The 23447-nt window shown below is 63.8% G+C and carries 21 protein-coding genes; 5 read left to right on the forward strand and 16 right to left on the reverse strand.

The window, feature by feature from the left end; genetic code table 11:
* The first annotated feature begins 3 nt into the window (after positions 1–3).
* Both mtr and QYQ98_RS02365 read left to right on the forward strand, forming a co-directional pair.
* On the forward strand, positions 4–1416 hold the full coding sequence (gene mtr, locus QYQ98_RS02360) for a mycothione reductase (RefSeq protein ID WP_302007172.1): 1413 nt from the start codon (positions 4–6) through the stop codon (positions 1414–1416).
* Positions 1417–1559: 143 nt separating this feature from the next.
* Positions 1560–2711 carry an HNH endonuclease gene (locus QYQ98_RS02365; RefSeq protein WP_302007173.1) on the forward strand — a complete coding sequence of 384 codons (1152 nt, stop codon included), beginning with the start codon at positions 1560–1562 and terminating at the stop codon, positions 2709–2711.
* Here QYQ98_RS02365 and map read toward each other — a convergent pair.
* From map to dxr, 5 genes are all read right to left on the reverse strand, one after another.
* Positions 2686–3558, reverse strand: coding sequence for a type I methionyl aminopeptidase (gene map, locus QYQ98_RS02370; RefSeq protein WP_302007174.1), 873 nt, complete (start codon positions 3556–3558; stop codon positions 2686–2688). The two genes, QYQ98_RS02365 and map, sit on opposite strands and share 26 nt — an antisense overlap.
* A gap of 210 nt (positions 3559–3768) precedes the next feature.
* Entirely contained in the window at positions 3769–5601 is a 1833-nt protein-coding gene (locus tag QYQ98_RS02375; RefSeq protein WP_302007175.1) for a penicillin-binding transpeptidase domain-containing protein, read from the reverse strand.
* A gap of 62 nt (positions 5602–5663) precedes the next feature.
* Positions 5664–6827, reverse strand: a complete 1164-nt coding sequence (gene ispG, locus QYQ98_RS02380) for a flavodoxin-dependent (E)-4-hydroxy-3-methylbut-2-enyl-diphosphate synthase (protein WP_302007176.1) — start codon at positions 6825–6827, stop codon at positions 5664–5666.
* 145 nt (positions 6828–6972) lie between these two features.
* Complete coding sequence (locus tag QYQ98_RS02385; RefSeq protein WP_302007177.1) at positions 6973–8223, reverse strand: RIP metalloprotease; 1251 nt, start codon at positions 8221–8223, stop codon at positions 6973–6975.
* 21 nt (positions 8224–8244) lie between these two features.
* Positions 8245–9396, reverse strand: a complete 1152-nt coding sequence (gene dxr / locus QYQ98_RS02390; protein ID WP_302007178.1) for a 1-deoxy-D-xylulose-5-phosphate reductoisomerase — start codon at positions 9394–9396, stop codon at positions 8245–8247.
* 356 nt (positions 9397–9752) lie between these two features.
* Between dxr and QYQ98_RS02395 the strand changes: the two genes are divergently transcribed.
* Positions 9753–10313: a DUF2631 domain-containing protein gene (locus QYQ98_RS02395; protein WP_302007179.1), complete on the forward strand. Its 561-nt coding sequence runs from the start codon at positions 9753–9755 to the stop codon at positions 10311–10313.
* 76 nt (positions 10314–10389) lie between these two features.
* Here the strand turns inward: QYQ98_RS02395 and rlmN are convergent, their stop codons facing one another.
* From rlmN to frr, 3 genes are read right to left on the reverse strand one after another with little or no spacing between them, the layout of a single operon-like run.
* Positions 10390–11499, reverse strand: a complete 1110-nt coding sequence (rlmN, locus tag QYQ98_RS02400; RefSeq protein ID WP_302007180.1) for a 23S rRNA (adenine(2503)-C(2))-methyltransferase RlmN — start codon at positions 11497–11499, stop codon at positions 10390–10392.
* Positions 11500–11549: 50 nt separating this feature from the next.
* Entirely contained in the window at positions 11550–12395 is an 846-nt protein-coding gene (locus QYQ98_RS02405; RefSeq protein WP_302007802.1) for a phosphatidate cytidylyltransferase, read from the reverse strand.
* Positions 12396–12449: 54 nt separating this feature from the next.
* Positions 12450–13007 (reverse strand): ribosome recycling factor, encoded by a 558-nt coding sequence (gene frr / locus QYQ98_RS02410; protein WP_302007181.1) that lies wholly within the window; start codon positions 13005–13007, stop codon positions 12450–12452.
* A 95-nt stretch (positions 13008–13102) separates the two neighbouring features.
* On the opposite strand from frr, the gene QYQ98_RS02415 reads away from it, so the two are divergent.
* Positions 13103–14215, forward strand: a complete 1113-nt coding sequence (locus tag QYQ98_RS02415) for an amidase (RefSeq protein WP_302007182.1) — start codon at positions 13103–13105, stop codon at positions 14213–14215.
* A 46-nt stretch (positions 14216–14261) separates the two neighbouring features.
* Here the strand turns inward: QYQ98_RS02415 and QYQ98_RS02420 are convergent, their stop codons facing one another.
* The 4 genes from QYQ98_RS02420 to rpsB all read right to left on the reverse strand — a co-directional run bounded on the left by QYQ98_RS02420 (position 14262) and on the right by rpsB (position 18276).
* Positions 14262–15197, reverse strand: coding sequence for a DMT family transporter (locus QYQ98_RS02420; protein ID WP_302007183.1), 936 nt, complete (start codon positions 15195–15197; stop codon positions 14262–14264).
* 257 nt (positions 15198–15454) lie between these two features.
* The gene (gene pyrH / locus QYQ98_RS02425; protein WP_302007803.1) at positions 15455–16138 is read right to left on the reverse strand and encodes a UMP kinase; all 684 of its coding nucleotides are present in this window, start codon (positions 16136–16138) and stop codon (positions 15455–15457) included.
* 194 nt (positions 16139–16332) lie between these two features.
* Entirely contained in the window at positions 16333–17151 is an 819-nt protein-coding gene (tsf, locus tag QYQ98_RS02430; protein ID WP_302007184.1) for a translation elongation factor Ts, read from the reverse strand.
* 204 nt (positions 17152–17355) lie between these two features.
* Entirely contained in the window at positions 17356–18276 is a 921-nt protein-coding gene (gene rpsB / locus QYQ98_RS02435) for a 30S ribosomal protein S2 (protein ID WP_302007185.1), read from the reverse strand.
* A gap of 482 nt (positions 18277–18758) precedes the next feature.
* Here rpsB and QYQ98_RS02440 point away from each other — a divergent pair, with 482 nt between their 5' ends.
* Positions 18759–19238 carry a M23 family metallopeptidase gene (locus QYQ98_RS02440; RefSeq protein ID WP_302007186.1) on the forward strand — a complete coding sequence of 160 codons (480 nt, stop codon included), beginning with the start codon at positions 18759–18761 and terminating at the stop codon, positions 19236–19238.
* On the opposite strand, the gene QYQ98_RS02445 is transcribed toward QYQ98_RS02440, so the two are convergent.
* The 4 genes from QYQ98_RS02445 to QYQ98_RS02460 form a co-directional block, all read right to left on the reverse strand.
* Positions 19201–20112 (reverse strand): tyrosine recombinase XerC, encoded by a 912-nt coding sequence (locus tag QYQ98_RS02445; protein ID WP_302007187.1) that lies wholly within the window; start codon positions 20110–20112, stop codon positions 19201–19203. The two genes, QYQ98_RS02440 and QYQ98_RS02445, sit on opposite strands and share 38 nt — an antisense overlap.
* A 201-nt stretch (positions 20113–20313) precedes the next feature.
* Complete coding sequence (dprA, locus tag QYQ98_RS02450; protein ID WP_302007188.1) at positions 20314–21480, reverse strand: DNA-processing protein DprA; 1167 nt, start codon at positions 21478–21480, stop codon at positions 20314–20316.
* The gene (locus tag QYQ98_RS02455) at positions 21480–23054 is read right to left on the reverse strand and encodes a YifB family Mg chelatase-like AAA ATPase (RefSeq protein WP_302007189.1); all 1575 of its coding nucleotides are present in this window, start codon (positions 23052–23054) and stop codon (positions 21480–21482) included. The genes dprA and QYQ98_RS02455 overlap by 1 nt, the downstream gene beginning before the upstream one ends.
* Positions 23041–23424, reverse strand: coding sequence for a YraN family protein (locus tag QYQ98_RS02460; RefSeq protein ID WP_302007190.1), 384 nt, complete (start codon positions 23422–23424; stop codon positions 23041–23043). Before QYQ98_RS02460 ends, QYQ98_RS02455 begins: the two co-directional genes overlap by 14 nt.
* Positions 23425–23447 lie beyond the last annotated feature (23 nt).

Here is a 23447-nt window from a genome sequence, read left to right on the forward strand (position 1 = left end):
ACAATGCACTTCGACTACATCATCATCGGTTCCGGCTCCGGCAATTCTTTCCCCACCCCGGATTTCGACAACGCCAGCATCGCCATCATCGAAGAAGGCCCCCGCTTCGGCGGCACATGCCTCAATTCTGGCTGCATCCCTACCAAGATGTACGTGGTCGCGGCAGATACAGCGCACACCGCCGCAAATTCCGAGCGCCTCGGCATCCACACCACCTTCGACGGCGCCGACTGGCCCGCCATCGTTGACCGGGTCTTCGAGCACCGCGTCGACATCATCGCACGCGGCGGCGAGGAGTACCGGCGCGGCGACGAGTGCCCCAACATCACGCTTTTCGACGGCCACGCCCAGTTCACCGGCCCCAAAACCCTTTCCACGACTCTGAACGGCACGGAGGTGGAAATCACCGGCGACACCATAATCATCGCCGCCGGGTCCCGCCCCTTCATCCCGCCGGTCATCGCCGACTCCGGCGTGCCGTACCTCACCAACGAAGACGTCATGCGCCTGCCTGAGCAGCCCGAATCCATCACGATTCTCGGCGGCGGTTTCATCGCAATGGAGTTCGCCCACGTATTCCAGTCACTGGGCACCCACGTACGCATCGTCAACCGCTCCCCGCTCATGCGCCATCTCGACGCCGACATCCACGGCCGCTTCAACGCACTCGTCGCACCCCGCTACGAAACGCACATCGGGCGCACGGTTTCCAGCGCATCCCACGACGACCACAGCGTTAGCCTCACGCTTGACGACGGTTCCACCGTCACCTCCTCCGCCCTCCTCGTCGCCACCGGACGTGTCCCCAACGGCGACCGCATGAACTTGTCCGCCGCCGGGGTAGACAAGCACGACAATGGCCGCATCGTCGTCGACGACTACGGCCGCACCACCGCCGACGGAATCTGGGCTCTCGGCGACGTGTCCTCCCCCTTCATGCTCAAACACGTCGCCAATGCGGAGCTGCGTGCTGTCCGCCACAACGTCCTCCAGGTGGCCTCCGGTGACGCCTCCAGCGAAACAGCCCTGGTACCCATGCCCCATGAACACGTTCCCTCCGCCGTGTTCACGTACCCGCAGCTCGCTACCGTCGGCTTGACCGAGAAGCAAGCTCGCGATGCCGGCTTCGATGTCACCACTAAAATCCAGAACTACGGCGATGTCGCCTACGGTTGGGCGCTGGAGGATCAGGGCAGCGTCGTGAAGCTCGTCGCCGACAAGCAGACCGCCAAGTTGCTCGGTGCGCACTACATGGGCCCGCAGGCTTCGACTCTTATTCAGCAGATGATCACCGTGTTAGCCTTTGATCTCGACCTCCGCGATGTCGCTCGACGTCAGTACTGGACGCACCCCGCTCTCGCCGAGGTCACCGAGAATGCCATCCTCGGCCTCGATCTTGACTTCCCGGAGGCCTAGATTCTCACTGCTCAACCCGACAGCTCTATCTGAGCGGTCAACCCGACAGCTGAACTTCGACTGCTCAGCACGAATTTGCGGCGATGTCTACTTCAGTAGACGAGCACTTTCCGTGCTCCCAGAAGCTGTTTAGCGTTTGAGGCATGAACAGTTTCACCGCAATGCTCGGGTCGTTGAAGGACCCGCTCGAGTTCTTGGAGCATTTCGATGCCCAGGAGGCACTCGACGCGGGCTTTGACTCTTCGACGGTGAGGAAATGGGGCACGATCCACGAGGTGTATTTTAAAAGGACGAAATGGTCTCGACAGCAGGCCTTTGCGGTGTCCGCCGCTCGCGAGGGCCAGTTCGCCTCGGACCAGCTCTACCTGATTGAGTCGCGCATCAAGCACATCTCCGACGAGGGCGAGAAATGGCGGCTGCGTTTGCGGTTACTGAGCATCCGCGGGCGCCACGCCGCCTTGAAGCGGAAAGCCTCCGAAATCGTTCCCGAGAAGGAGAAGCCAACGCCGACAAAGACCGTTGGTTTCGGAAAATCGCGCGAGGGCATGCGCCCGTTGCACGCTATAGGGCCCGAAGAGGACATGGCCGCCCTTGAATTTGCGCTACGCAAACACGTCACGTCCGATGCGCCCGTAGGACCTCAGATGCTCGAGGCGCTGATGGGCATGCTAGGTCTGCGTCCGCGGGATGTCGGCGGGGATAGCTCCCCGGCCGAGTCCTCGCTTGATTCCCCGTCAGTACCTCGCGCGGTACCGTCGGCGCCGCGTCCGCTTGTGCTGATTCCGCTGCCGGAGTACGTGAAGATCATTCGGGGCAGCGGCGACGAGACGGTCCTCGGGCTCACCGACGGCACGACTATGACAGGGGCCGATTACCTGGCCAGGTACCATGGTGCCGAACTTGAGGTGGCGACCTTCCACCCGAAGGAGGGCGCCGTGAACCTGTACCGCGCACAGCGCTTGGCCAATCAAAAGCAGCGGGACCTCGCGCGAGCAAGCTTATCGACCTGCCCCGTCCCCGACTGCCGCCATGCCACCGACAACTGCGAGATCCACCACATTGACGCGTGGTCGCGCGGCGGAATGACCAACATGGCTAATTTGGTGCCGCTGTGTCGGTATCACAACCGCACCAATGACGACGATCCCGGGCGCAGGCGCCGCGGCAGCATCGTGAATATCAAGGGCAGACCAACGTGGGTATCCCCGCGGGGATACCCGGTGGTCAATGGTGTCCACCCGTTCGGCGCGATGAACTTATTATTCGGGGTTAGCGCTGGGAGTCCGGGATCGTGAGAATCTCGTTGCCGTCTTCGGTGATGACGATGGTGTGCTCGAACTGTGCGGTGTATTCACCGTCTCGGTTCTGAACGGTCCAGCCGTCGTCCCAGATGTCGTAGTCGAGGGACCCGATGTTGATCATGGGCTCGATGGTGAGCGTCATGCCGGGCTCGAGGATGTCTGTGTAGGCGTCGGAGTCGTAGTGCAGAACAACGAGGCCGTTGTGGAATGTCGGGCCGACTCCGTGCCCGGTGAAGTCGGTGACGACGTTGTAGCCGAAGCGCTTAGCGTACGACTCGATCACGCGGCCGATGACGTTGATTTGGCGGCCGGGTTTAGCGGCGCGGATACCGCGCATGGTGGCTTCCTTGGTGCGTTCCACCAGAAGGCGATTCTCCTCGGCCACGTCGCCGGCAAGGAACGTGGCGTTGGTATCGCCGTGAACTCCGCCCTTGTATGCGGTGACATCGATGTTGCAGATGTCTCCGTCTTGGATCACGGTCGTATCAGGGATTCCGTGGCAGACAATCTCGTTGAGCGACACGCAGCACGACTTGGTGTAGCCACGGTAACCGAGAGTCGACGGGTACGCCCCGTGGTCGATCATGTACTCGTGAGCGATGCGGTCGATCTCGTCGGTGGTCACACCGGGCGCGACAGCAGCTCCGGCGAGCTCCAGCGCGTTGGCGGCGATCCGGGACGCTTCCCTCATCTTCTCGATGGTTTCCGGCGTCTGAATCAGCGGCTCGCCAATATTTTCCTGTACATCGTCTTTCCAGGCGTACTCCGGGCGCTCAATGTTCTTGGGAACCGTACGAACCGGGGTGGGTTTACCGGGGGTCAGTTTTCCACGAGTATTCATGCGTTCCATGCTAGTCCCCGGCCAGTTCCCGTCTGTGGACCACCGACTCAGACTCCGGGCGCCGTCTGCTCGCCAGCACCGTCTGCCGGCAGACACCATCCGATCCCGAGAAAACACACGCCCTGCCTCACGCCGCCATTTCCCGCTGCACCCACACCTGTGCTGTCGCCGGTTGTACGGCTACGACTTCGACTCCGGCTGCGGCTGCGTCTATCTCTGCGGCTGCGGCGTAGCTGTTTCGTCGATATTGCGCAGCATTGCGTCGGTCACAGCAACCGCTGCCTCAGACCCGCCGCCGAGGACGATCAGGGTAGCGAAGGCGATGTCGTCGTCACGGTAACCGGTGAACCACGAGTGTGACCCACCGTTGATTTCGGCCTCACCGGTCTTGCCGCGGATGTCGCCGCCGGCGCTCATCCCTGAGGCAGTTCCGCCCGGGCTGGTGACGGCCTTCATCATGGCCTGCAGCTCTCCGATCGCACGCGGATCAGGCGACGCGACCTTCTCGCTGGGCGCGGTGTCGCGCCCAGTGATGAGATACGGAAGCGGAGTAGATCCGTGGGCGGCGGTGGCGGATACAAGGGCCATGCCGAAAGGAGATGCGAGGTCGAGGCCTTGTCCGTAGCCGGCTTCGGTACGGTCGAGGGGCTCTTCGCCGTCCGGAATGGTGCCGGTGAGCGAGTCGAGGCCCGCGATGTCGTAGTCGAGCCCCAAGCCGAACTGCTTGCCCACGGACTTGAGCTCACCCGGCGCCAATTTCGTGGAAATGTCAGCGAACGTGGTATTGCACGAACGCGCGAACGCGGTCTGCAGCGGCACGCTGCCCAGCCCGAAACCGGCGTAGTTGGTAACCGTGCGTCCATAGATATCCATCGTTCCGGGGCAGGGAACAATCGAGTCGGGGGTGAGCTGCTGCTTGTCCAGACCGGCATACGAGGTGAGGATCTTGAACGTCGAGCCCGGCGGGTACTGCCCCATCATCGCGGTGTTGCCGTCTTCGTCCGCCGCCTTGGTTTGGGCGACAGCGAGAATCTCCCCCGACGACGGCCGGATAGCCACGATCATGGCTTTCTGCCCGCTGATGGGTTCAAGAGCTTTTTCAGCGGCTGTCTGCACCTTGTGGGACAAGCTGACGGTGATGGACGGGGACGGTGTTGCGTCGTGAAGCTCGATGTCTTCGAGCTCGTTGCCGTTCTCGTTGACAATCGCGACTTTCCAGCCTGCGTCGCCTTCGAGGTCGCCCCGGACTTCCTCGCCGATGCGCGCCATGATGTCGGGGGCGAAACTGGGGTCGTCGGCCACCATGGCGGCCTCTTCGTTGAGGCGCACGCCTTTCAGCCCGCCGACCGCGCCCTCGACAGCTTCGCGCGAAGTCAACGGAACCATCGCGACCGAGTAGACGCCCTTCGCTTCGCTCAGCTGCTTTTCGACATCCCCCGCATCCCGTGTCGGCACCGCCGGGTCCTGCTCGTGAGCAGCGGAAAGCGCGTTCGAAATCGCGGCGGCGGTTTTGGCTTTATCGCCTACGACGCTGGTGTCCACGAGCAGCCGGTATGCCACGCCCGGGCTGAGCAGCGCGACGCCATCTGACGAGACGACGCTCGCCTGTTCCGCCGGCACAGGCCGGAGCTCTAGATGCTGGTTTGCACCCAACCGGGGATGCAGGATCGACGGCTGCCACCGCACTGTCCAGTCGTCGTTCTGCTGAGTGAGAGTCATCGAAGCGTCGTAACGCACGTGCCGGTCACGCGGCAGCACCCAGTCGAGGGTGTAATGCGCCGTGGCGAGGTTCTCCTGCTGGTCGACGTTATTCAGCGTCGCGGTCACGCCCTCCGCTTGCAATCCACCGACGGAGGAGGTGAGGGAGGTGGAGGCTTTCTCGGGGGCGTCGACAAGCTGCGCCATCCGTTCGTAATCGAAGCTTTCCAACGCCTCGAGGAAGGAGTTGGCGACCGGTTCCGCAGGGTTCGGCTTCGGTGTGCAGGCGACGGCACCTAACGCAATGGTCAGGACCGCGAGCAGCGCCGAAAGCCGAGTTTTCATGGGCGTAAAAGTAGCAGCGCCGGGATGTGACCCGACGCTGCCACACGAAGAAGGCGCGAGTTCTACTTTGTAACCTTGACCTCCGCCCGCGCACCCTCGATCTCCTCGAGGCCTTCCTCCTCGGCGATGCGCTCAGCGTGGGCTATGAGGGTCTCGACAATCTTAGACTCGGGCACGGTCTCCACGACCTCGCCCTTGACAAAGATCTGCCCCTTGCCGTTGCCCGACGCTACGCCGAGGTCGGCGTCGCGCGCCTCGCCCGGACCGTTGACGACGCAGCCCATCACCGCGACGCGCAGCGGGTACTCCATGCCTTCCAGCCCAGCGGTGACCTCTTCGGCGAGCTTGTACACGTCGACCTGCGCACGGCCGCACGACGGGCACGACACGATCTCCAGCTTGCGCGGCCGCAGGTTGAGCGACTGCAGAATCTGGTCGCCCACCTTGATTTCCTCCACGGGGTCGGCGGACAAGGACACGCGGATGGTGTCGCCGATTCCTTCGGACAGCAAAGCGCCGAACGCCACGGACGATTTGATCGTGCCCATGAACTTCGGGCCCGCCTCAGTCACGCCAAGGTGCAACGGGTAGTCCGTCTTGGCAGCGAGCTGTCGGTACGCCTCGACCATCAGGACGGGGTCAGAGTGCTTCACAGAGATGGCGATATCGCCAAAACCGTGCTCCTCGAACAGACCTGCCTCCCAGATCGCGGATTCGACAAGCGCTTCCGGCGTCGCCTTGCCGTATTTCTCCAGCAGGCGTTTGTCCAGCGAGCCGCCATTGACACCAATGCGGATCGGGATGCCTGCGTCACCGGCAGCCTTGGCCACCTCTTTAACGCGCCCGTCGAATTCCTTGATGTTGCCGGGGTTGACGCGGACGGCGGCACAGCCGGCGTCAATAGCCGCGAAGATGTACTTCGGCTGGAAGTGAATGTCGGCGATGACCGGAATCGGGGACTTCTTCGCGATCGCCGGCAGCGCCTCCGCGTCCACCGTTTTCGGGCACGCGACACGCACAATGTCGCAGCCCGAGGCCGTCAGCTGCGCGATCTGCTGCAGAGTGGCGTTGACATCGTGCGTCTTCGTCGTCGTCATCGACTGCACAGAGATCGGGTGGTCAGAGCCAACCCCGACATCCCCGACGAAAAGCTGGCGGGTTCTGCGACGCGGAGCGAGCGTCGGCGGCGGCCCTTCCGGAATACCCAAACCGATAGGTTGATTCATAGCCATAAGGTTAACACCGCGCACACGGCCTCCGCGTGACACGAGCCCACGCTTATCGACGGCCACCGCAACGCTTCCCCCACTTCCGCCGCACACCGCAACGCTTCCCCCACTCCCGCCGCACACCGCTAGCGGCGCTTCTGTCTTAACTGAACAGCTTCACGGGGTTGGTCACGTCCGCGATGATCACAAGGACGCCGACTCCGAGCAGAAGCGCCGCCATCGTGTAGGTCAACGGCATGAGCTTCTCGTAATTCACCGGGCCGCCGGGGGGCAAGCCACGGAGCCGGCGGACACGGTCGCGGATTGCCTCGTAGAGGACGACGGCGATGTGGCCGCCGTCGAGAGGAGGAAGCGGCACGAGATTGAACAGCGCAAGAAAGAAGTTCAGCGAGGCCAGCAGTGAAAAGAAGATGCTCCATTGGCTGCGCTCAACAAGCTCTCCGCCAGCGCGCGAGGCACCGACCACGCTGATCGGCCCCTCGACGTCGCGCTCGCCGCCGAAGATCGACGTCACCACACCGGGGATCTTGCCCGGGAACGCGATGAGCCCTTCGACGCTGGCTGAGATCATCTCCCCGGACAAACGCCCTGCGGCAGGGATGGCTTCGACAGGACCGAAGCGCCGCATCGCGTCAGCGACTGGTGCACTGCCCATTCCGACTGCGCCCGCCGCGTACGGTTGGCCATCTGTGCTGAGACGAGTGACCTCGTCGACGTGCACCGGGATGTCTAGCACCGTCGCAGCATCGCCAGCATCGCCAGCCGCGCCACCAGGCGCGCCAGGGCGCTCCACGCCAAGCACAATGGTCTCCCCCGGCCGCTCGAGGACATAATCGCGCAGCTCCACAAAGGACTGCAGATCGGTCCCGTCGACAGTCAGAATCCTGTCGCCGGAGTGCACCCCGGCAGCGGCTGCGGGGCCGTCGCCGGAGCACTCGGCAAGAGTGGCTTCGTCGATTTGGTCAGAGGTGCACGACAACTCACCGACCGTTGGCGTCCGGTCGGCGTACGGGTTCGGAATACCTGCCGACACCGCCAGCAGGTAGATCACCAGAAAACCGAGCAGCAGGTTCATGACAATGCCACCACTCATCACTGCCACACGCTGCCACCACGGTTTGCGGTACATCGCGTGCGGTTCTTCTTCCGCCGTCAGCGAATCCATCGCGGTCATCCCGACGATGTCGCAGAAACCGCCGAAGGGAAGCGCCGCGATGCCGTATTCGGTCCCACCCTTCTCCGTCGACACCAGGGCCGGGCCGAAACCGATGAAGAAGCGGCGTACACGCATCCCGAACGCTTTCGCAGTGAGCATGTGGCCTGCCTCGTGCAGTGCAATCGACGCTGCAATGCACAGGGCGAACAGCACGATGCCTGTAACAAAAGCTCCCATGGGGGTGTGGTCTTCCTGGGGTTAGGAGGTGGCGTCGATAAGCGAATGCGCGCGCTGACGTGCCTGCGTTTCCACCTCGACAATTTCGTCGAACGACGACGGTACCACCGCGAAATCCGACGCCGAATCGAGCACGCCGCCCACGATGTCCACTATCTGCGGGAATTTGATGCGCCCCGCCAGGAAGGCCGCCGCGGCTTCCTCATTCGCCGCGTTGTACACCGCCGGGTACGTGCCGCGCGCCGCCGAGACCTCTCGCGCAAGTTTCACCGCGGGAAACGCGCCCTCGTCGAGAGGCTCGAAGCGCCAGTTCATGGCCTGCCCGAAATCCAGTGCCGGCTGGGCGTGGGGGACGCGCCCCGGCCACGCGAGAGCATGCGCGATCGGCATCTTCATCGACGGCGGCGACGCCTGCGCGATCGTGGCACCGTCGACGAACGTGACCATCGAGTGCACAATCGACTGAGGGTGCACCGCCACGTCGATGATGTCCGGGGAAATCCCGAACAGTAGCGTCGCCTCAATCAACTCCAGTCCCTTGTTCACCATCGTCGCCGAATTCAGCGTGTTCATCTGCCCCATCGACCACGTAGGGTGCGCCGCGGCCTGCGCGGGCGTGACATTCCACATTTGCTCGCGCGTCCAGCCGCGGAACGGCCCGCCAGACGCGGTGAGCACATAGCGGTCGACATCCTCGGCGCGCCCCGCACGAAGGCACTGCGCCATCGCGGAGTGCTCGGAGTCGACAGGCACAATCTGCCCGCCGCGCGCTGTGACCAGGTCGCCGCCGGCCACCAGCGACTCTTTATTCGCGAGAGCCAGCACTATCCCGCGATCCAGCGTCGCCAGCGTCGCCGCCAGCCCCAGCGAACCGACGAGAGCATTCAGAACGACATCCGCGTCCGTTTCGCGCACAAGCCTTTCCGCCGCGTCCGCACCAGCGCGCACAGACCCGCCCAAAGCGGCGGACACCACATCAGCAGCATCCTGCTTTGCGACGCCCACCTTTTCCCCCTCCAGCCCCCACCTCCGAGCTTGCTCGATGACGGCCTGGGGGTCCGACCCCCCGGCAGCGATGCCGACAACCCTGAACTGGTCCGGTGCCTCAGCGATCACCTCCAGCGCTTGCGTGCCGATCGACCCTGTGGAACCCAGAATGAGAACTTTTCGCACCGCCCCATTCTCACACACACCAGCTGAGGTTCACCTCGTTCTGTCACGGGGTACGCCTCGGCGCGTCCCGAGTGCCCGCCCAATGCAGATATGTCCCGCCACAGATGAGTTCCACCACGAATTAGTCTCGTATTCTTCAGACATGCCTCGGCCATGTCTCGGCGGCCTCCGCATCTTCGCGGCTGCGTCTCACGCGACAGCTGCGTCTCACGCGACAGCTGCGGGGTCAAACAAACGTTGAGCCGGGGGTGTCCAGCCCGGGATAATGCGCTGACTTTCGGGGGGATGAATCGCGGGCGGTGAATCAGGTGTGCCAATATAATGGGCAAGAACTTATTTCCCGCAAGGAGTGTGCTGTGAGCGTTAAGGACGATGCACCCCAGGTGTACAACGGTGTTTCCGAAGCCGATGTCCCGTCGGCAAAGCTGGGTTGGAGCGAGCTGAGCCCGAAGACAATTCAGACCGCAGGCTGGATTTCGGTGCTGTTCCTCATCGGTTACAACTTCGGTAACCACCGTGGCCACGTCGAGACCATTTGGCTGATCGTGATCGCTGTGCTGATCGCCCTCGGCCTGATCCTCTTCGCGCTGCGTCCGGAACTGTCCCAGGTCCGCACCGTTACCGCCCACAACAAGCCGGAAGGTCACGTCGAGCCGTACTGGACCCATGAGCAGCACACCCTGACCGGTCGCTACGCCGAGCTGACCGACAGCCAGCTGCGCGCCCTGAACGTCGACCCAGCTTCGGTGCACACCAACCGCGATGCCCACGAGTCGCAGGGCGCCCGCGAAATTCACGGTGCTCACGCACTTCAGGATGAGCACACACGCGGCCGCGTCCACGGCGAGGACATCGCTGCACCGGAAATCCCGAACCGCCACGAGACCCTGCGCGTCCAGGAGACGGAACAGCGCTAAAGGGCGAGGCGAGGCGTCGATAAGCGAAACGCTCCGGGGACCAACTGGTCACCCGGAGCGTTTTTGTTGTTGCGGCTTACGCGCCCGCTTGCTTCTCGTCGCCCGCGAGCTGCCCGCACGCCGCCGCGATCTCCTGGCCTTTCGTGTCGCGCACAGTGCACGTGACACCCTGCGCAATGACCCGGCGGACGAACTCGTCCTGGCGCTCCCGCGGTGATGCGTCCCACTTCGAGCCCGGCGTCGGGTTCAGCGGAATGAGGTTGACGTGGACGAGCGGACCCAAGGCGTCGTGAAGCTTGCGACCCAACATGTCCGCACGGAAATCGTGGTCGTTGATGTCACGGATGAGCGCGTACTCAATGGACACACGGCGGCCCGTCTGATCGGCGTAGTACCGCGCGGCATTCAGCACGTCCTCGACGCTGAACCGGTTGTTCATCGGAACGAGGGTGTCGCGCAGCTCGTCGTCCGGCGTGTGCAATGACACTGCGAGGGTGACGTTCAAACCCTCGTCGGCGAGCTTGCGGATCGCGGGAGCCAACCCCACCGTCGACACCGTCACGTTGCGTTGCGAGATGCCGAAACCCTCCGGTGCCGGAGAAACAATCTGGCGCACCGAGGACACGACACGGTTATAATTCGCCAGCGGCTCCCCCATTCCCATGAAGACCACGTTGGTCAGGCGCCCACCTTCGGCCTCCATCATCGCGGCGGCCTCGCGCACCTGGTCCACAATCTCCGCCGTGGACAAATTACGGTCCAGCCCGCCCTGACCGGTCGCGCAGAACGGGCACGCCATTCCGCAGCCAGCCTGAGACGAAATGCACAATGTGGCGCGGCCCGGGTAGCGCATCAGGACAGATTCGAGCAGGATCCCGTCGTGCAAGCGCCACAGTGTCTTCGTGGTATCGCCCTCGTCAGTCTCGACAGTACGGACTGGGGTGAGTAGGCGCGGGAACAACGCGTCTTTGACCAGTTCACGCTGCGCCGCCGGTAGGTCCGTCATCGTCGACGGGTCCGCTTCGAAACGGCCGTAATAATGGCGTGCAATCTGGTCGGCACGGAATTTGGGCAGGCCAAGCTCGGCGAGGGCGTCGATACGCTCCTGCGCGGTGAGGTCGGCGAAGTGCTTCGGCGGCATCCCGCGCTTCGGCGCGAGCAGTTGGATCTTCGGAAAATCACTCATGACGTGCCCCATTCTGGCACGGTACGGCATGGTTTTCTAATCAGCGCTGGTTACAGCACCACCACGTTCATCAGCAGCCACGTCGCCGCGGCCGCTGGGAGGATGCCGTCGATGCGGTCCATCAATCCGCCGTGGCCGGGAAGTAACCCCGACATGTCCTTGAGGCCGAGCTCCCGCTTGAACTGGCTCTCCACAAGATCGCCAAGGGTTGCGCACACCACGATTCCCAAGCCGAAGACCAAACCCGCCCACCACGGGCTGCCCAGGAGGTGAATGCCGCTGAGGATCCCGGCAACAGCCCCGAAACCGACGGAGCCGGCGAAGCCCTCCCACGACTTCTTCGGGCTGACAGCGGGTGCCATCGGGTGGGAACCGAACAACACACCGCTGACGTAGCCGCCAACGTCGGACGCGACGACGCACAAGATGAAGGTGACGATGAAGTGGCTGCCGGTCACGTTGGTTGTTTCGAGCCGCGAAATCATCGCCGCGAAGGACCCGAACAATCCGATCCACACGAGAATGAAGATGCTCACGGCCGTGTCGCGCAGATAGTTGCGCGGAGGAGAATGCCTGCCGTTGAAGAACAGGCGCGCGAACATGATGGTCAGCGCGCTGATTGTGAACGTTGCTAGCAGCCCGGGATATCCGAACTGCCACGTGGACACGATCATGCAGAGTCCGAGCACGATGACCACGAAGCGGTACACCCCGTAGCCGTTCTCGCGCAGACGGGTGAGGGTCTCCCACATTCCGAGCGCAGCAGCAACGCACACGACTGGGTACCACATCGCCGGACCGACGTAGGTGGCCACTAGCACCAAGGCGGCGAGTCCGACCCCCACCGCGATCGCGGCGGGCAGATTCCGCCCGGCGGAATTCTTCGGCCGCGGCATGTGCACACGCCGAGAATGCACCGCGTCGAGGGCTTCGTGGGAGTCGGTCACGGTTTACACCTCGAGCAGTTCGGCTTCCTTGCGGGAGACCAGCTCGTCGATCTCGTCGACATACTTGGAGGTGGTCTTGTCCAGCTCCTTCTCGGCTGCGGTGACTTCGTCTTCGCCGGCGTCGCCGTCTTTCTGGATCTTCTTCAGGGCGTCCATGCCGGAGCGGCGGACGTTGCGGATGGCGATCTTGCCTTCTTCGCCCTTGGACTTTGCCTGCTTGACCAGGTCGCGGCGGCGCTCCTCGGTGAGCTGCGGGATGGTGACGCGGATGACGTGGCCGTCGTCGGTGGGGTTGACACCGAGGTCGGAGTTGCGGATCGCGTTCTCAATTTCGCCCATGGTGGACGGATCGAAAGGCTTGATCAGGAGCATGCGCGGTTCCGGCACGGAGATGGTTGCCATCTGGTTGATGGGGGTCGGGGCACCGTAGAAATCGGCCATGACACCGTTGAACATCGCCGGGTTGGCGCGTCCGGTGCGGATTGTGACCAGTTCAGAGCGGGTGTGCTCGACGGAGCTGGTCATGCGCTCCTCGGCGTCGAGAAGTACGTCGTCGATCATGTTGTCATCCTTTCGCGTTGTCTCCATCCAATCTAGCAGCGCAGTGCTTATCGACGAACGCCCCCATCTCCCCCACCTCCTACACTTGAGTCACCATGCATCCGGCTTATTCGTATCTCGCTTCGTCGTCGCTGCCCCGGGCTCAGGGAGGCGAATTGGACGGGTGGGCCGTGCCCGTCAAGGACACTGCCGATGTGGCCGGGTGGCCGACATCGTGGGGTAGCCCGTTGAGAACGCGCGCAGCTAGGGCGACCAGCGCGTTTGTCGCGGGTCTGGCGCGCCGGGGTGCTCTGATCGACCGGAAAACTGTTTCCTCCGAGTTGGGCGCAACGGTGTATGCCGAGCGCCCGGATGTTCCGAATTTGGAGTCGCCGTTCTATCCCGGATGCACTCCGGGTGGGTCGTCGACAGGCGCCGCTGTCGTCGTTGCGGAAGGGCTGCACCGCGCAGCCCACGGCAGCGATGCCGGCGGCTCACTGCGTGTTCCCGCCGCCGCCTGCGAGGTGGTGGGGTTCAAACCGGCGGGCCTTCCCGTGTCGGGATCTGTGGACGGCTTCATCACATCGACGGTCGCGGATCAGGTGGAGCTGTGGGGTCTCGGCACCCGGACCCTCGACAACGTGACGGTCGGTGTCCTGACCCAGCCGTTGTTCACTCCGCACGCCGCGGTGGCATCTGACCGCATTGCAGTCGTGGAGCGGGCTGCCGCGGCGCTGTCTTCAGTTTGCTCCGTCCGCGAACTCGAACCGTATTCCCGCGCACCGGAGACGTACCGTCATTTCACTACTCGGATCACCCACTCATTCATCGGCGTGGATCCGCTGGACAGCGCGTACATCGCCTGGCTGCGGGACCAAGGTCGCCGGGTGTCGGCTTCCGACCTCACCGAGGCGCGCCGCCACATCGCGGCGCTACCTGAGATTGTGCGCGCCGAGTGGGGCGTCGATGCTGTACTCACTCCGATGATCGCCTCCGATCCCCCGCCGCTGGGATTCTTTCCGTCACTGTCTCCCGCCGACAGCTTCGAGGCGCAAACCGAGTGGACACCATGGGGTTCACTGTTCAATCTCACCGGGGCGCCAGCAGTGGCGGTGGGTCCGCTGCAGATCGGGAGTGTCACCGCCGACGATGCGACAATCCTCGCGCTGGCGAAGGTGATCGAGCCGGTCGCGGAGGCCTGGCGCTCACAGCGCGGCAAGCCAACGTAATGGAACCTTGAGGGCCCTCGAGAACCCGCAGGCGCCCGCGATCACTCTAGAGCACGCGGACCATCACTGCGCCGAGGAACACGAGAAGCAAGCCGATCACTCGGGTCGGTTGGAGCACACTGCGCGGGGCACCGAAGAGACCGAAGCGCTCGATAAGTTGACCGGCGAGAATCGTGCCGGCGAGAATCCCAATGACAGTGGCCCCAGTACCGATGATGGGAGACAGCGTCGCTGCCCCGATGACGAAGATGGCGCCGAATACACCTCCGAGCCACATCCACCACGGACCAGGCTGGACCCCAGATAGCAACGCGGCGCGGGAGTCTTTAAAGATCATGCTGAGCAGGAACAGTAAAACCACTCCCACTCCGAGATTGACCGCTCCCGCCTGGATCGAACTGCCGAGCACCTTGCCGAGGTAACCATTCGCGGCGGTCTGGCTGGCGGAACACATTCCCATGAACACCCCGAGGGCTCTCCACCCCCATACCGCGGGGTCGTGCGTGAGACCAGTTTGTGTAGCTTCCGCTGGTTGCCGGCCCACGACGTGCACGAGCACGATCCCCGCGACTACAACCAGCGCACCGAGTGCGCGCAGCATTCCGACAGGGGTCTCCACGGCCCCGAATAAACCGAAGTGATCGATCACCAGCGCCATCACAACCTGCCCCAGAATCGGCAGAACGACTGTCTCTACGCTGCCGATCTTGGGAAATAGAAGCACGTTGCCGGTGATGAAGATGACCCCCATGACACCACCGATCCAGACCCACCAGGGTTCCCCGACAGTCTGACCGAGGTTGATCGACGGCCCAGAAACGGCGGCGAGGATGCCCGCGAGCACTACCGCGCAGACGAAAGCAATGAAAAATGAGATGAACGCCGTTGGAATGGGCGCTCCAATACTAGCTCGTAGACGGCTGTTCACAGCAGTCTGGGCCGGAATAACGGCACCAGCGATCATGGCAGTGATAGTGAGCACGTAGCAGCCTCCTTTAAACCCACCCGAAGTTCGGTCTTCCACTCCATGACGTTGTCCCCGCAGTTTCCTCGCGGTTTCCTCGCCGCGCCCGAAACTCCTGCGCCTCGGTCCCCGCACGAAGCCGCTGAGCAAAAATTACAAGAAAACCTGTCGGCGGCTACGGACAGAAAAACTACGGGGAGCAAGCCTGCGGCCAGTGGAGCAACGGCCAGCGGGGATGCCCCCCGGAAAGCGCTCTTGCGGTTCAGCGAACTCTTTTATTGGACCAGCGTGCCGATCTGCTCGCCTGAAACCGCGCGCGCGATATTTCCTTCCTTCAACAAGTTGAAGACCAAGATGGGCATCTTGTTGTCCATGCACAGACTGAAGGCCGTGGCGTCGGCGACCTTGAGTCCCTTCTCAAGGGCCTCGCGCGGGCTGATCTCTCTGTACAACTCTGCGTCGGGGTTGGTACGGGGATCATCGGAATAGACTCCGTCGACAGCCTTCGCCATGAGCAGAACCTCACACCCAATTTCCAAAGCACGCTGCGCGGCGGTGGTGTCGGTGGAGAAATACGGCATGCCCATACCTGCGCCGAAGATGACCACGCGACCCTTCTCCAGGTGGCGTGCCGCACGCAGCGGCAGGTACGGCTCGGCAATCTGGGCCATGTTGATCGCGGTCTGCACGCGGCAGTCAACTCCCACCTGCTGCAAGAAATCCTGCAGGGCCAAGCAGTTCATCACCGTGCCGAGCATCCCCATGTAGTCCGAACGGGCGCGGTCCATTCCGCGCTGAGACAACTGGGCTCCGCGGAAGAAGTTACCGCCACCGATGACGACGGCCACTTCGGTACCCTTGCTCGCCACCTCCGCGATCTGCTTCGCCACATTCTCCACAACATCCGGATCTATGCCGACATTGCCACCGCCGAACATCTCGCCACCCAGCTTCAACATGACGCGTTTATACCCGCGGCGGGTTGTGGACTCCGAGTCCTTGCTGTTGACAGTCCCGTGGTCGGTCACCGAAAACTCCTTAACGTGGGGGCGAAAATTCAACCACCGATTCTAGCGCCATGTGGGGCAGGCAAAAGAAAAGGATCCCGGTGCACCGTCGATAAGCGGCGAACCGGGATCCTTGAAGCTAGCGTCTACTGCTGGCCAACCTCGTAACGGATGAAGTCAGTAACCTCGATGCCGTTCTCCTCCGCGTACTGGCGGACGGTCTTCTTGGAATCTGCGAGAGACGGCTGCTCGAGCAGGGCAACATCCTTGAAGAAGCCGCCCAGACGCCCCTCGACGATCTTCTCGATGGCTGCCTCTGGCTTGCCCTCGCCGCGGGTGATCTCCTCCTGGACCGCACGCTCCTTCTCCACGACATCAGCCGGGACGTGGTCCTTGGACAGGTAACGGGCCTTCATCGCAGCAATCTGCAGAGCGACCTGGTGCGCAGCCTCCGCGTTGTCGCCGGTGTATGCGACGAGCACGCCGACTGCCGGCGGAAGGTCCGCTGCCTTCTGGTGCAGGTAGACCTCGACGTTGTCACCCTCGATGGTGGCGGCGCGACGCAGCTCGAGCTTCTCGCCGATCTTGGCGGACAGTGCCTGCAGAGCATCGGCGGCAGACTGGCCGTTGACGTCGGCGTTTGCAAGCTCCTCCGGGGTGTTTGCCTTGACAGCGGCAGCGCCCGCAGCGATATCGTCGCCGAGCTGCTTGAATTCGTCGTTCTTAGCCACGAAGTCCGTCTCGGAGTTGATCTCAACGATCGTGTTGCCCGACACTGCGACCAGGCCCTCGAGGGCGTTGCGCTCAGCGCGCTTGCCCACGTCCTTCGCACCCTTGATGCGCAGGATCTCGACGGCCTTCTCGAAATCGCCGGCCGACTCTTCCAGAGCCTTCTTGCAGTCGAGCATGCCGGAACCAGTGGTCTCGCGCAGCTTCTTCACGTCTGCGGCGGTGTAGTTCGCCATAGTTGGGCGACCCTCCTCGTTGTGGAACTAAAATTTGTGTAAATGTCATCTGACAGCGTAGTGGACTTACCGCAACGCGGCATGCCCGGCTGCCGGATCGTACGCAAAACCCCCGCGTCCGCAGCGTCCTAGATGAAGTTAGGACGCCGTGAAAGACGCGGGGGTCAGTGCTGATAGGTCAACGCCGTTGCGGGCCCGGGGTGCTTAGACCGGGTCGACGTCGTTGTTGGCGGAGTCGACGTTCTCGACTGCCTCTGCTGCAGCCTTGTCAGCCGGGGCTGCGTCGGCCTGCTCGGCTGCTTCTGCTGCCGGGGTCTCCGGCTGGGCTGCCTTCTCGGCCGGCGCCTCGGCTGCCGGAGTCTCGGAGGCTGCCTCAGCGCCTTCAGCGACCGGTGCGTCGCCCGCGGCCTCGCGGGCCTTAGCCAGCTGGCGCTCTTCGCGCTGCTGCTTACCGGCGACAACTGCCTCGCCCACGATGTGGGTCAGCAGCTTGACGGAGCGGATCGCGTCGTCGTTGCCCGGAACCGGGTAGTCCACGAGGTCCGGGTCGCAGTTGGTGTCCAGGATCGCCACAACCGGAATGCGGAGCTTCTGCGCCTCAGCGACAGCGATGTGCTCCTTGTTGGTGTCCACGATCCACAGTGCGGAAGGGGTCTTGGACATCTCGGAGATGCCGCCCAGGACGCGCTCGAGCTTGGTGCGCTCGCGGGTCAGCATGAGGATTTCCTTCTTGCCGCGGCCAGCATATCCGTCCTCGGCGGCGTCCATGGCCTGCAACTCCTTCATGCGGGCGAGGCGCTTGGACACGGTCTGGAAGTTGGTCAGCATGCCACCGAGCCATCGGTGGTTGACGTACGGCATGCCCACGCGCTCGGCCTCTTCCTGGACCGGCTCCTGGGCCTGCTTCTTGGTGCCGACGAACAGAATGGTGCCGCCGTGAGCGACGGTCTCCTTGACAAATTCGTATGCCTCATCGATGTAGGTCAGCGTCTGCTGCAGGTCGATGATGTAGATGCCGTTACGGTCGGTGAAAATGAAGCGGCGCATCTTCGGGTTCCAACGACGCGTCTGGTGGCCGAAGTGCACACCGGCGTCGAGGAGTTCACGCATGGTTACGACTGCCATGGGAATGTCTCCTTGGGAGTGAAAGTTGTTCGGTTTCTTGCAGTTTGTGCGGGTTTTGCCCGCACCCTAGCGGCGAGCCACATCCACGCCTCACACCATCCGGGTGGGAGGACCGTTGCGAATCGCAGCACCTTGTCACGCTTGTGACCAGGCATTTTCGCCGCGCGTAGTCAGCGCGCCCAGTTGGACACACTGCTAGGCACAAAGTCTACATCGTCGCTGCGTGCGCGCCAATTCGCTGCGCCCCGGTTTGTGGATAACTCACAGTTATCCACAAGGCACTTCGCTTATCGACGCACCGTGGTCCCCTTTCCTCTCACAATGACCCCATGAACACTTCGCGATTCTTAGTCCGCTCTTCCTTCTCAGCCGCTCTTTCCCGGATCGAGCACTTGCCTAGGTTCCCGGCTCGACTGCCGCCTGCGCCCTCAAGAACGCGCTCGCCCCGCTGCACCGGACGACGACGGCGGCGGCTGTGGAGCTTGTGCTTCGTTTTGCTGTGGGGCGTCGCCGGCCCCGCCCCTGCGTTCGCGTACGTCGACCCGACGACGGGTTCTCCATCGGCATCGAACGTGACTCGGCGAGCGGAGATCCCCGAGAAGAACTGGCTATCCGGCCACCGAGGTGTGGATTTAGCGACGCGGACGGGCCAGGAGATTCTCGCGGCGGAGGACGGTGTGGTCGCGTTCACGGGTGTGGTCGCAGGTGTGCCGGTGGTATCGGTGGACCATGCTGACGGTATCCGTACGACCTACCAGCCTGTGCATGCCACGGTCAGGACGGGCGAGAAGGTGCAGGAGGGTGAGCCGATCGGTCGGATGGCTCCAGCGTCAGGGGACCATGCCGGCCTGCATTGGGGCGCGCGCACCGGGAAGGACGCGTACATCAATCCGCTGTCGCTTCTCGACGCTCCCGAGATCCGCCTCAAGCCCGTGGATGCGCCTGGTCGTAAACGCTCTTGAGACGCTGGGCGGAAACGTGGGTGTAAATCTGCGTCGTCTGGAGTGAGGAGTGCCCGAGCAGTTCTTGGACCACCCGAAGATCTGCCCCGCCCTCAAGCATGTGTGTCGCGGCGCTGTGCCGTAAGGCGTGGGGGCTCAGGTCGCTATCGCCGGTGCGTTGAGCGGCCCGCTCCACGACGCGGCGAACCTGCCGCTGGTCGATGCGCCCTCCACGTGAGCCGAGAAACAGTGCGTGAGCATCCGCCGTGCTGCCGGGGTCCGGGGAGAGCAATTCCCCGCGTCGCGCGAGCCACGTCTCTAGCGCCGCGGTGGCGCTATCCCCGAAAGGCACGACGCGCTGTTTATTGCCTTTACCGGTCACCCGGGCAAGGTGTTTGGACGTGTCGATGTCGGCGATGTCGAGAGCTGTAAGTTCAGCGACCCTCATTCCCGTTGCGTAGAGGAGCTCAAGCATGGCCCGGTCGCGTGCGGCTTCTGGGGAGGCAGCGTCGGCGTTGATGTCCGCTTCCACGAGCTGCCCGGCGCGGGCGGGTGTGACCACGTCGGGAAGGTGTCGGTTGATCTGAGGGGTGGCTAGACGGGCTGCGACATCGGAGTCGAGGTGACCGCGTTCATAAGCCCAGGTGGAAAACGCTCGGGCGGAGGCGGTGCGGCGAGCCATGGTGGAGCGGGAGAGGCCGGAGCGGTGGGCGTCGGCAAGCCATGCTCTGAGCGTGGGGAGCGTGAACTCGGCGAAGGTGGCCGCGAACGGCACAAGGGTGCGCAAATCGCTGCGGTACCCCCTCACCGTGGCGGGCGAGCGTCCTTTGACTAGGAGGGCGTGGTCGGCGAAGTCGTCGATCGCTGCTTCGATCTGGGTAATGTGCTCTGCCACCGCCGCCTGCCTTGTCTTCCTGCTCTCTGTCACCACGTTGCGAGCCGTGTGCACCAGAGCCGTGTGCACAAGAGTCTCGTACACAAAATTAACCGCCGCGATGAAAACCGTCAGCGGGGTTTCTTCGCGGCAGTATAGTGCTGCGTCGCACGACGGGTGCGGGGGCACACGGCAAGGCATGGCACAGTGCGGCGGGGTGATCTACACGCGCCGCCAGAACTGGCCCTCGCGGGCGACGAGACCTGTGGTGGAGAGATCCATGAGTAGGTGGACGGTCAGTCCCACCGTGAAACCGCATGCCTGGGCGATGTCGCTGGCTTCCATCCCACCGGTGTCGGTAAGTGGGAGGGCGTCGTAGACGCGGAGCTCGTTACGCGAGAGCTGCTGGACGGCATCGGAGGCGAAATCGATCTCGTATTGGCCGTCGACATCGGACGTGCCGACGGGGCTGAGTTGCTCGTGGGCGTCGTCGGCGCTGAGCACCATCATGGCGCGGCCGTCGCGGATGGCCAGATTGGTGCCCAGCGAACCTGGCCCGAGGATCGGGCCCGGCACGGCCATCGCGCGGCGGTTGAAAACCTCGGCCCATTTCAGCGTGTTCAAAGCGCCGGAGCGAAACGCCGCCTCAACGACGATGGTGCCTTGGGTGAGCGCAGCGACGAGGCGGTTGCGCGTGAGAAACCGGTGGCGGTCGGGGGTGACACCCGGCGGGTACTCGGTGATGACGGCACCGCCTTCGGTAGCGATCCGGGTGAAGAGTGCCTCGTTGCGCCGCGGGTACGATTGTCCGGCGCCACATGCGGCGACGACCATGGTGGCGCCGCCAGCGTCGAGGGCCGTGGTGTGGGCGACCGTGTCGATTCCGAGTGCGCCGCCGGACACGATCGTGTGCTGGTGGCGCACCAACCCCTTGGACAGGTCAGCGGTGGCGTGGTGCCCGTAGGAGGACGCGGCGCGGGTGCCCACAATTCCGACGGCGCTCGCTGTCAGCTGCGCGATATCCGTAGAGCCGCGCACCCACAGGGCATGCGGCGGGTACGCGTCGGGAGGAAGTTTCGCACCGCTTTTCGACGCTCCCGCCAACGCCGCCCCGAAAGACTCCCCCATCATCTCTCGGGGCCATTCCGTGGATTCGGGGGTGAGAAGGGCGTAACCGTATTCCTCGGCGGCGGCGAGGTCTTCGGCTGGCTGGTCCCAGGTGTAGCGGGTCTCGGTGGCGGGACCTAGCTCAGCGAGCCAGCTGGCGCGGTGACGGATGCCGTGGGCGAGCTCGTCGGCATCGCGCCCGGCTGCGAGCATGGCTTGGATGTGCCTGTTCGGGCCTTCGACGACGCGGTTCAAGTAGGCCCAGGATTCGAGCGAACTCATCAGACCACCACCCCCGACTGTCGGGAGGCGCGGAGGTCGAGGGCGTCCATCACCTCGGCAAGACGCGGCTGGTCCACGCCGGCCAGATCCGCAACTGTCCAGGCCAGGCGTAGCAGCCGGTCGACTCCGCGCTGCGTAATGGTGCCGCTGGCGAGAGAAGAGCTGATCACTCCCATCCCATCGTCGGTGGCCGGGAAATCCCGACGCAACACTGCCCCCGGCACTCGAGCATTTGTGGCGGCGGACAGGCCCGCCCGGAACCAGCGGTGCTTCGCCCTGTCTCGGGCGGCGAGGACGCGCTGCGCGATGGCGGCGGATGGCTCGTTGTCGCGGGAGGAGACGAGGGCGCCGACGGAGGACGTCGATAAGCTGATGTCGATGCGATCCCGCAGCGGACCCGATAGGTTGCGCAGGTATTTTGCCCGCTCGGCGGACGTGCACGAGCAATCGACGGCGTTCTCCGCACCGCACCGGCACGGGTTGGCGGCCATGACGAGCTGGAAATCTGCGGGGTACACGACCTCGCGGCGCGCCCGGGTCAGACGCACCTCGCCTTTTTCCAGGGGGACGCGCAGAGCGTCGAGTGTGTGCGCGTCGATCTCGCTGACCTCGTCGAGAAACAGCACACCGTGGTGAGCGTGGCTGACTGCCCCGGGCCGCGGGATCCCAGATCCGCCGCCGATCAGAGCAGCTCGCCCCAGCGACGGGTGCGGTGCGACGAACGGAGCCTGCACGATGACCTCGCCGGACGAGTTCCCGGAAATGGAGTGGATCGCGGTGGCTTCCACCACCTGCTTGGGCGTCAGGTCGGGCAGGATCGACGGCAGGCGCTCAGCCAGCATCGACTTCCCCGAACCTGGTGAGCCGATCATGAGAACGTGGTGAGCCCCGGCTGCCGCGACTTCCATCGCGCGGCGCTCCTTCTCCTGGCCGACGATGTCTCGGAAATCCGGTGCATGAACCGGTGCCACCGTATGATCGATAGTTTCCAGCCCCGGCAGGTCCCGCTCCCCGATCACCCACTGCCACGCCTCGGTGAGCGTTTTCGCGATCTTCACTGCAGGGTGGCCAATCAGCGCGGCTTCATGAGCGTTGCTGGCGGGAATGAGAATCTCGTCGATGCCAGCCCCGGCCCCGGCATCAGCACCAGTCCCAGCACCGGCACCGGCGTCGGCACCGCCGTGCAATGTCTCGAGAATGATCTGCAGTATTCCGTCGACACGCCGCAGCTGCCCGCCGAGCCCCAGCTCACCCACGATCAAGCTCCGTTTGAGACGTCGCTCGGCACGCGGATCCATGCTTGCCAAAACAGCGAGAGCAACGGCGAGATCGAACTGCGAGCCCGCCTTCGGGAGGTTCGCCGGCGAGAGTGACACCATTACTTTGGTGCGGGGCCAGAGCAACGTGGAATTGGCCACGGCGGTGCGGATCCGCTCTCGGGACTCGCCGACGGCTTTATCGCCCAACCCCACGATGTGCATTCCGGGCAGACCGGGCCCGACATTGGCCTCGACGGTGACGAGGTGGGCACCGATCCCTTCGACAGTCGCGGAGCAGGTACTAGCAAGAGCCATCGTCGACCCCCTGGTACATGCGGCAGGAGACATTCACACCGTCGAAAAGCACTTCAACGACATCGAAGCGCACCGACGCGAAATTCTCGGACTGCTCCGCCAGCCACTGCACCGCCGCCGCCCGGATGCGCCGCAGCTTCACCTCAGTGACGGCCTCCGCCGCGCCGAAATTGGTGCCGCGCCGTGTTTTCACCTCCGCGAACACCACCGTGCCGTCAGGCGCCCGCGCGATCACGTCGATCTCCCCGTCGCGCGCGCGGTACCGCAATTGCAGAACGCCGTATCCCAGCTCCTCGTACCAGGCGGCGGCGCTGGATTCCCCGTACGCGCCCAGCATGTACTGGTCGTGCCGGACCTGCTGCAGACTCATGAAAAAATCCCCTCTGATCTACT

Origin of the sequence: Corynebacterium sp. P3-F1, from assembly GCF_030503635.1 — a bacterium.
Classification (GTDB): Bacteria; Actinomycetota; Actinomycetes; order Mycobacteriales; family Mycobacteriaceae; genus Corynebacterium.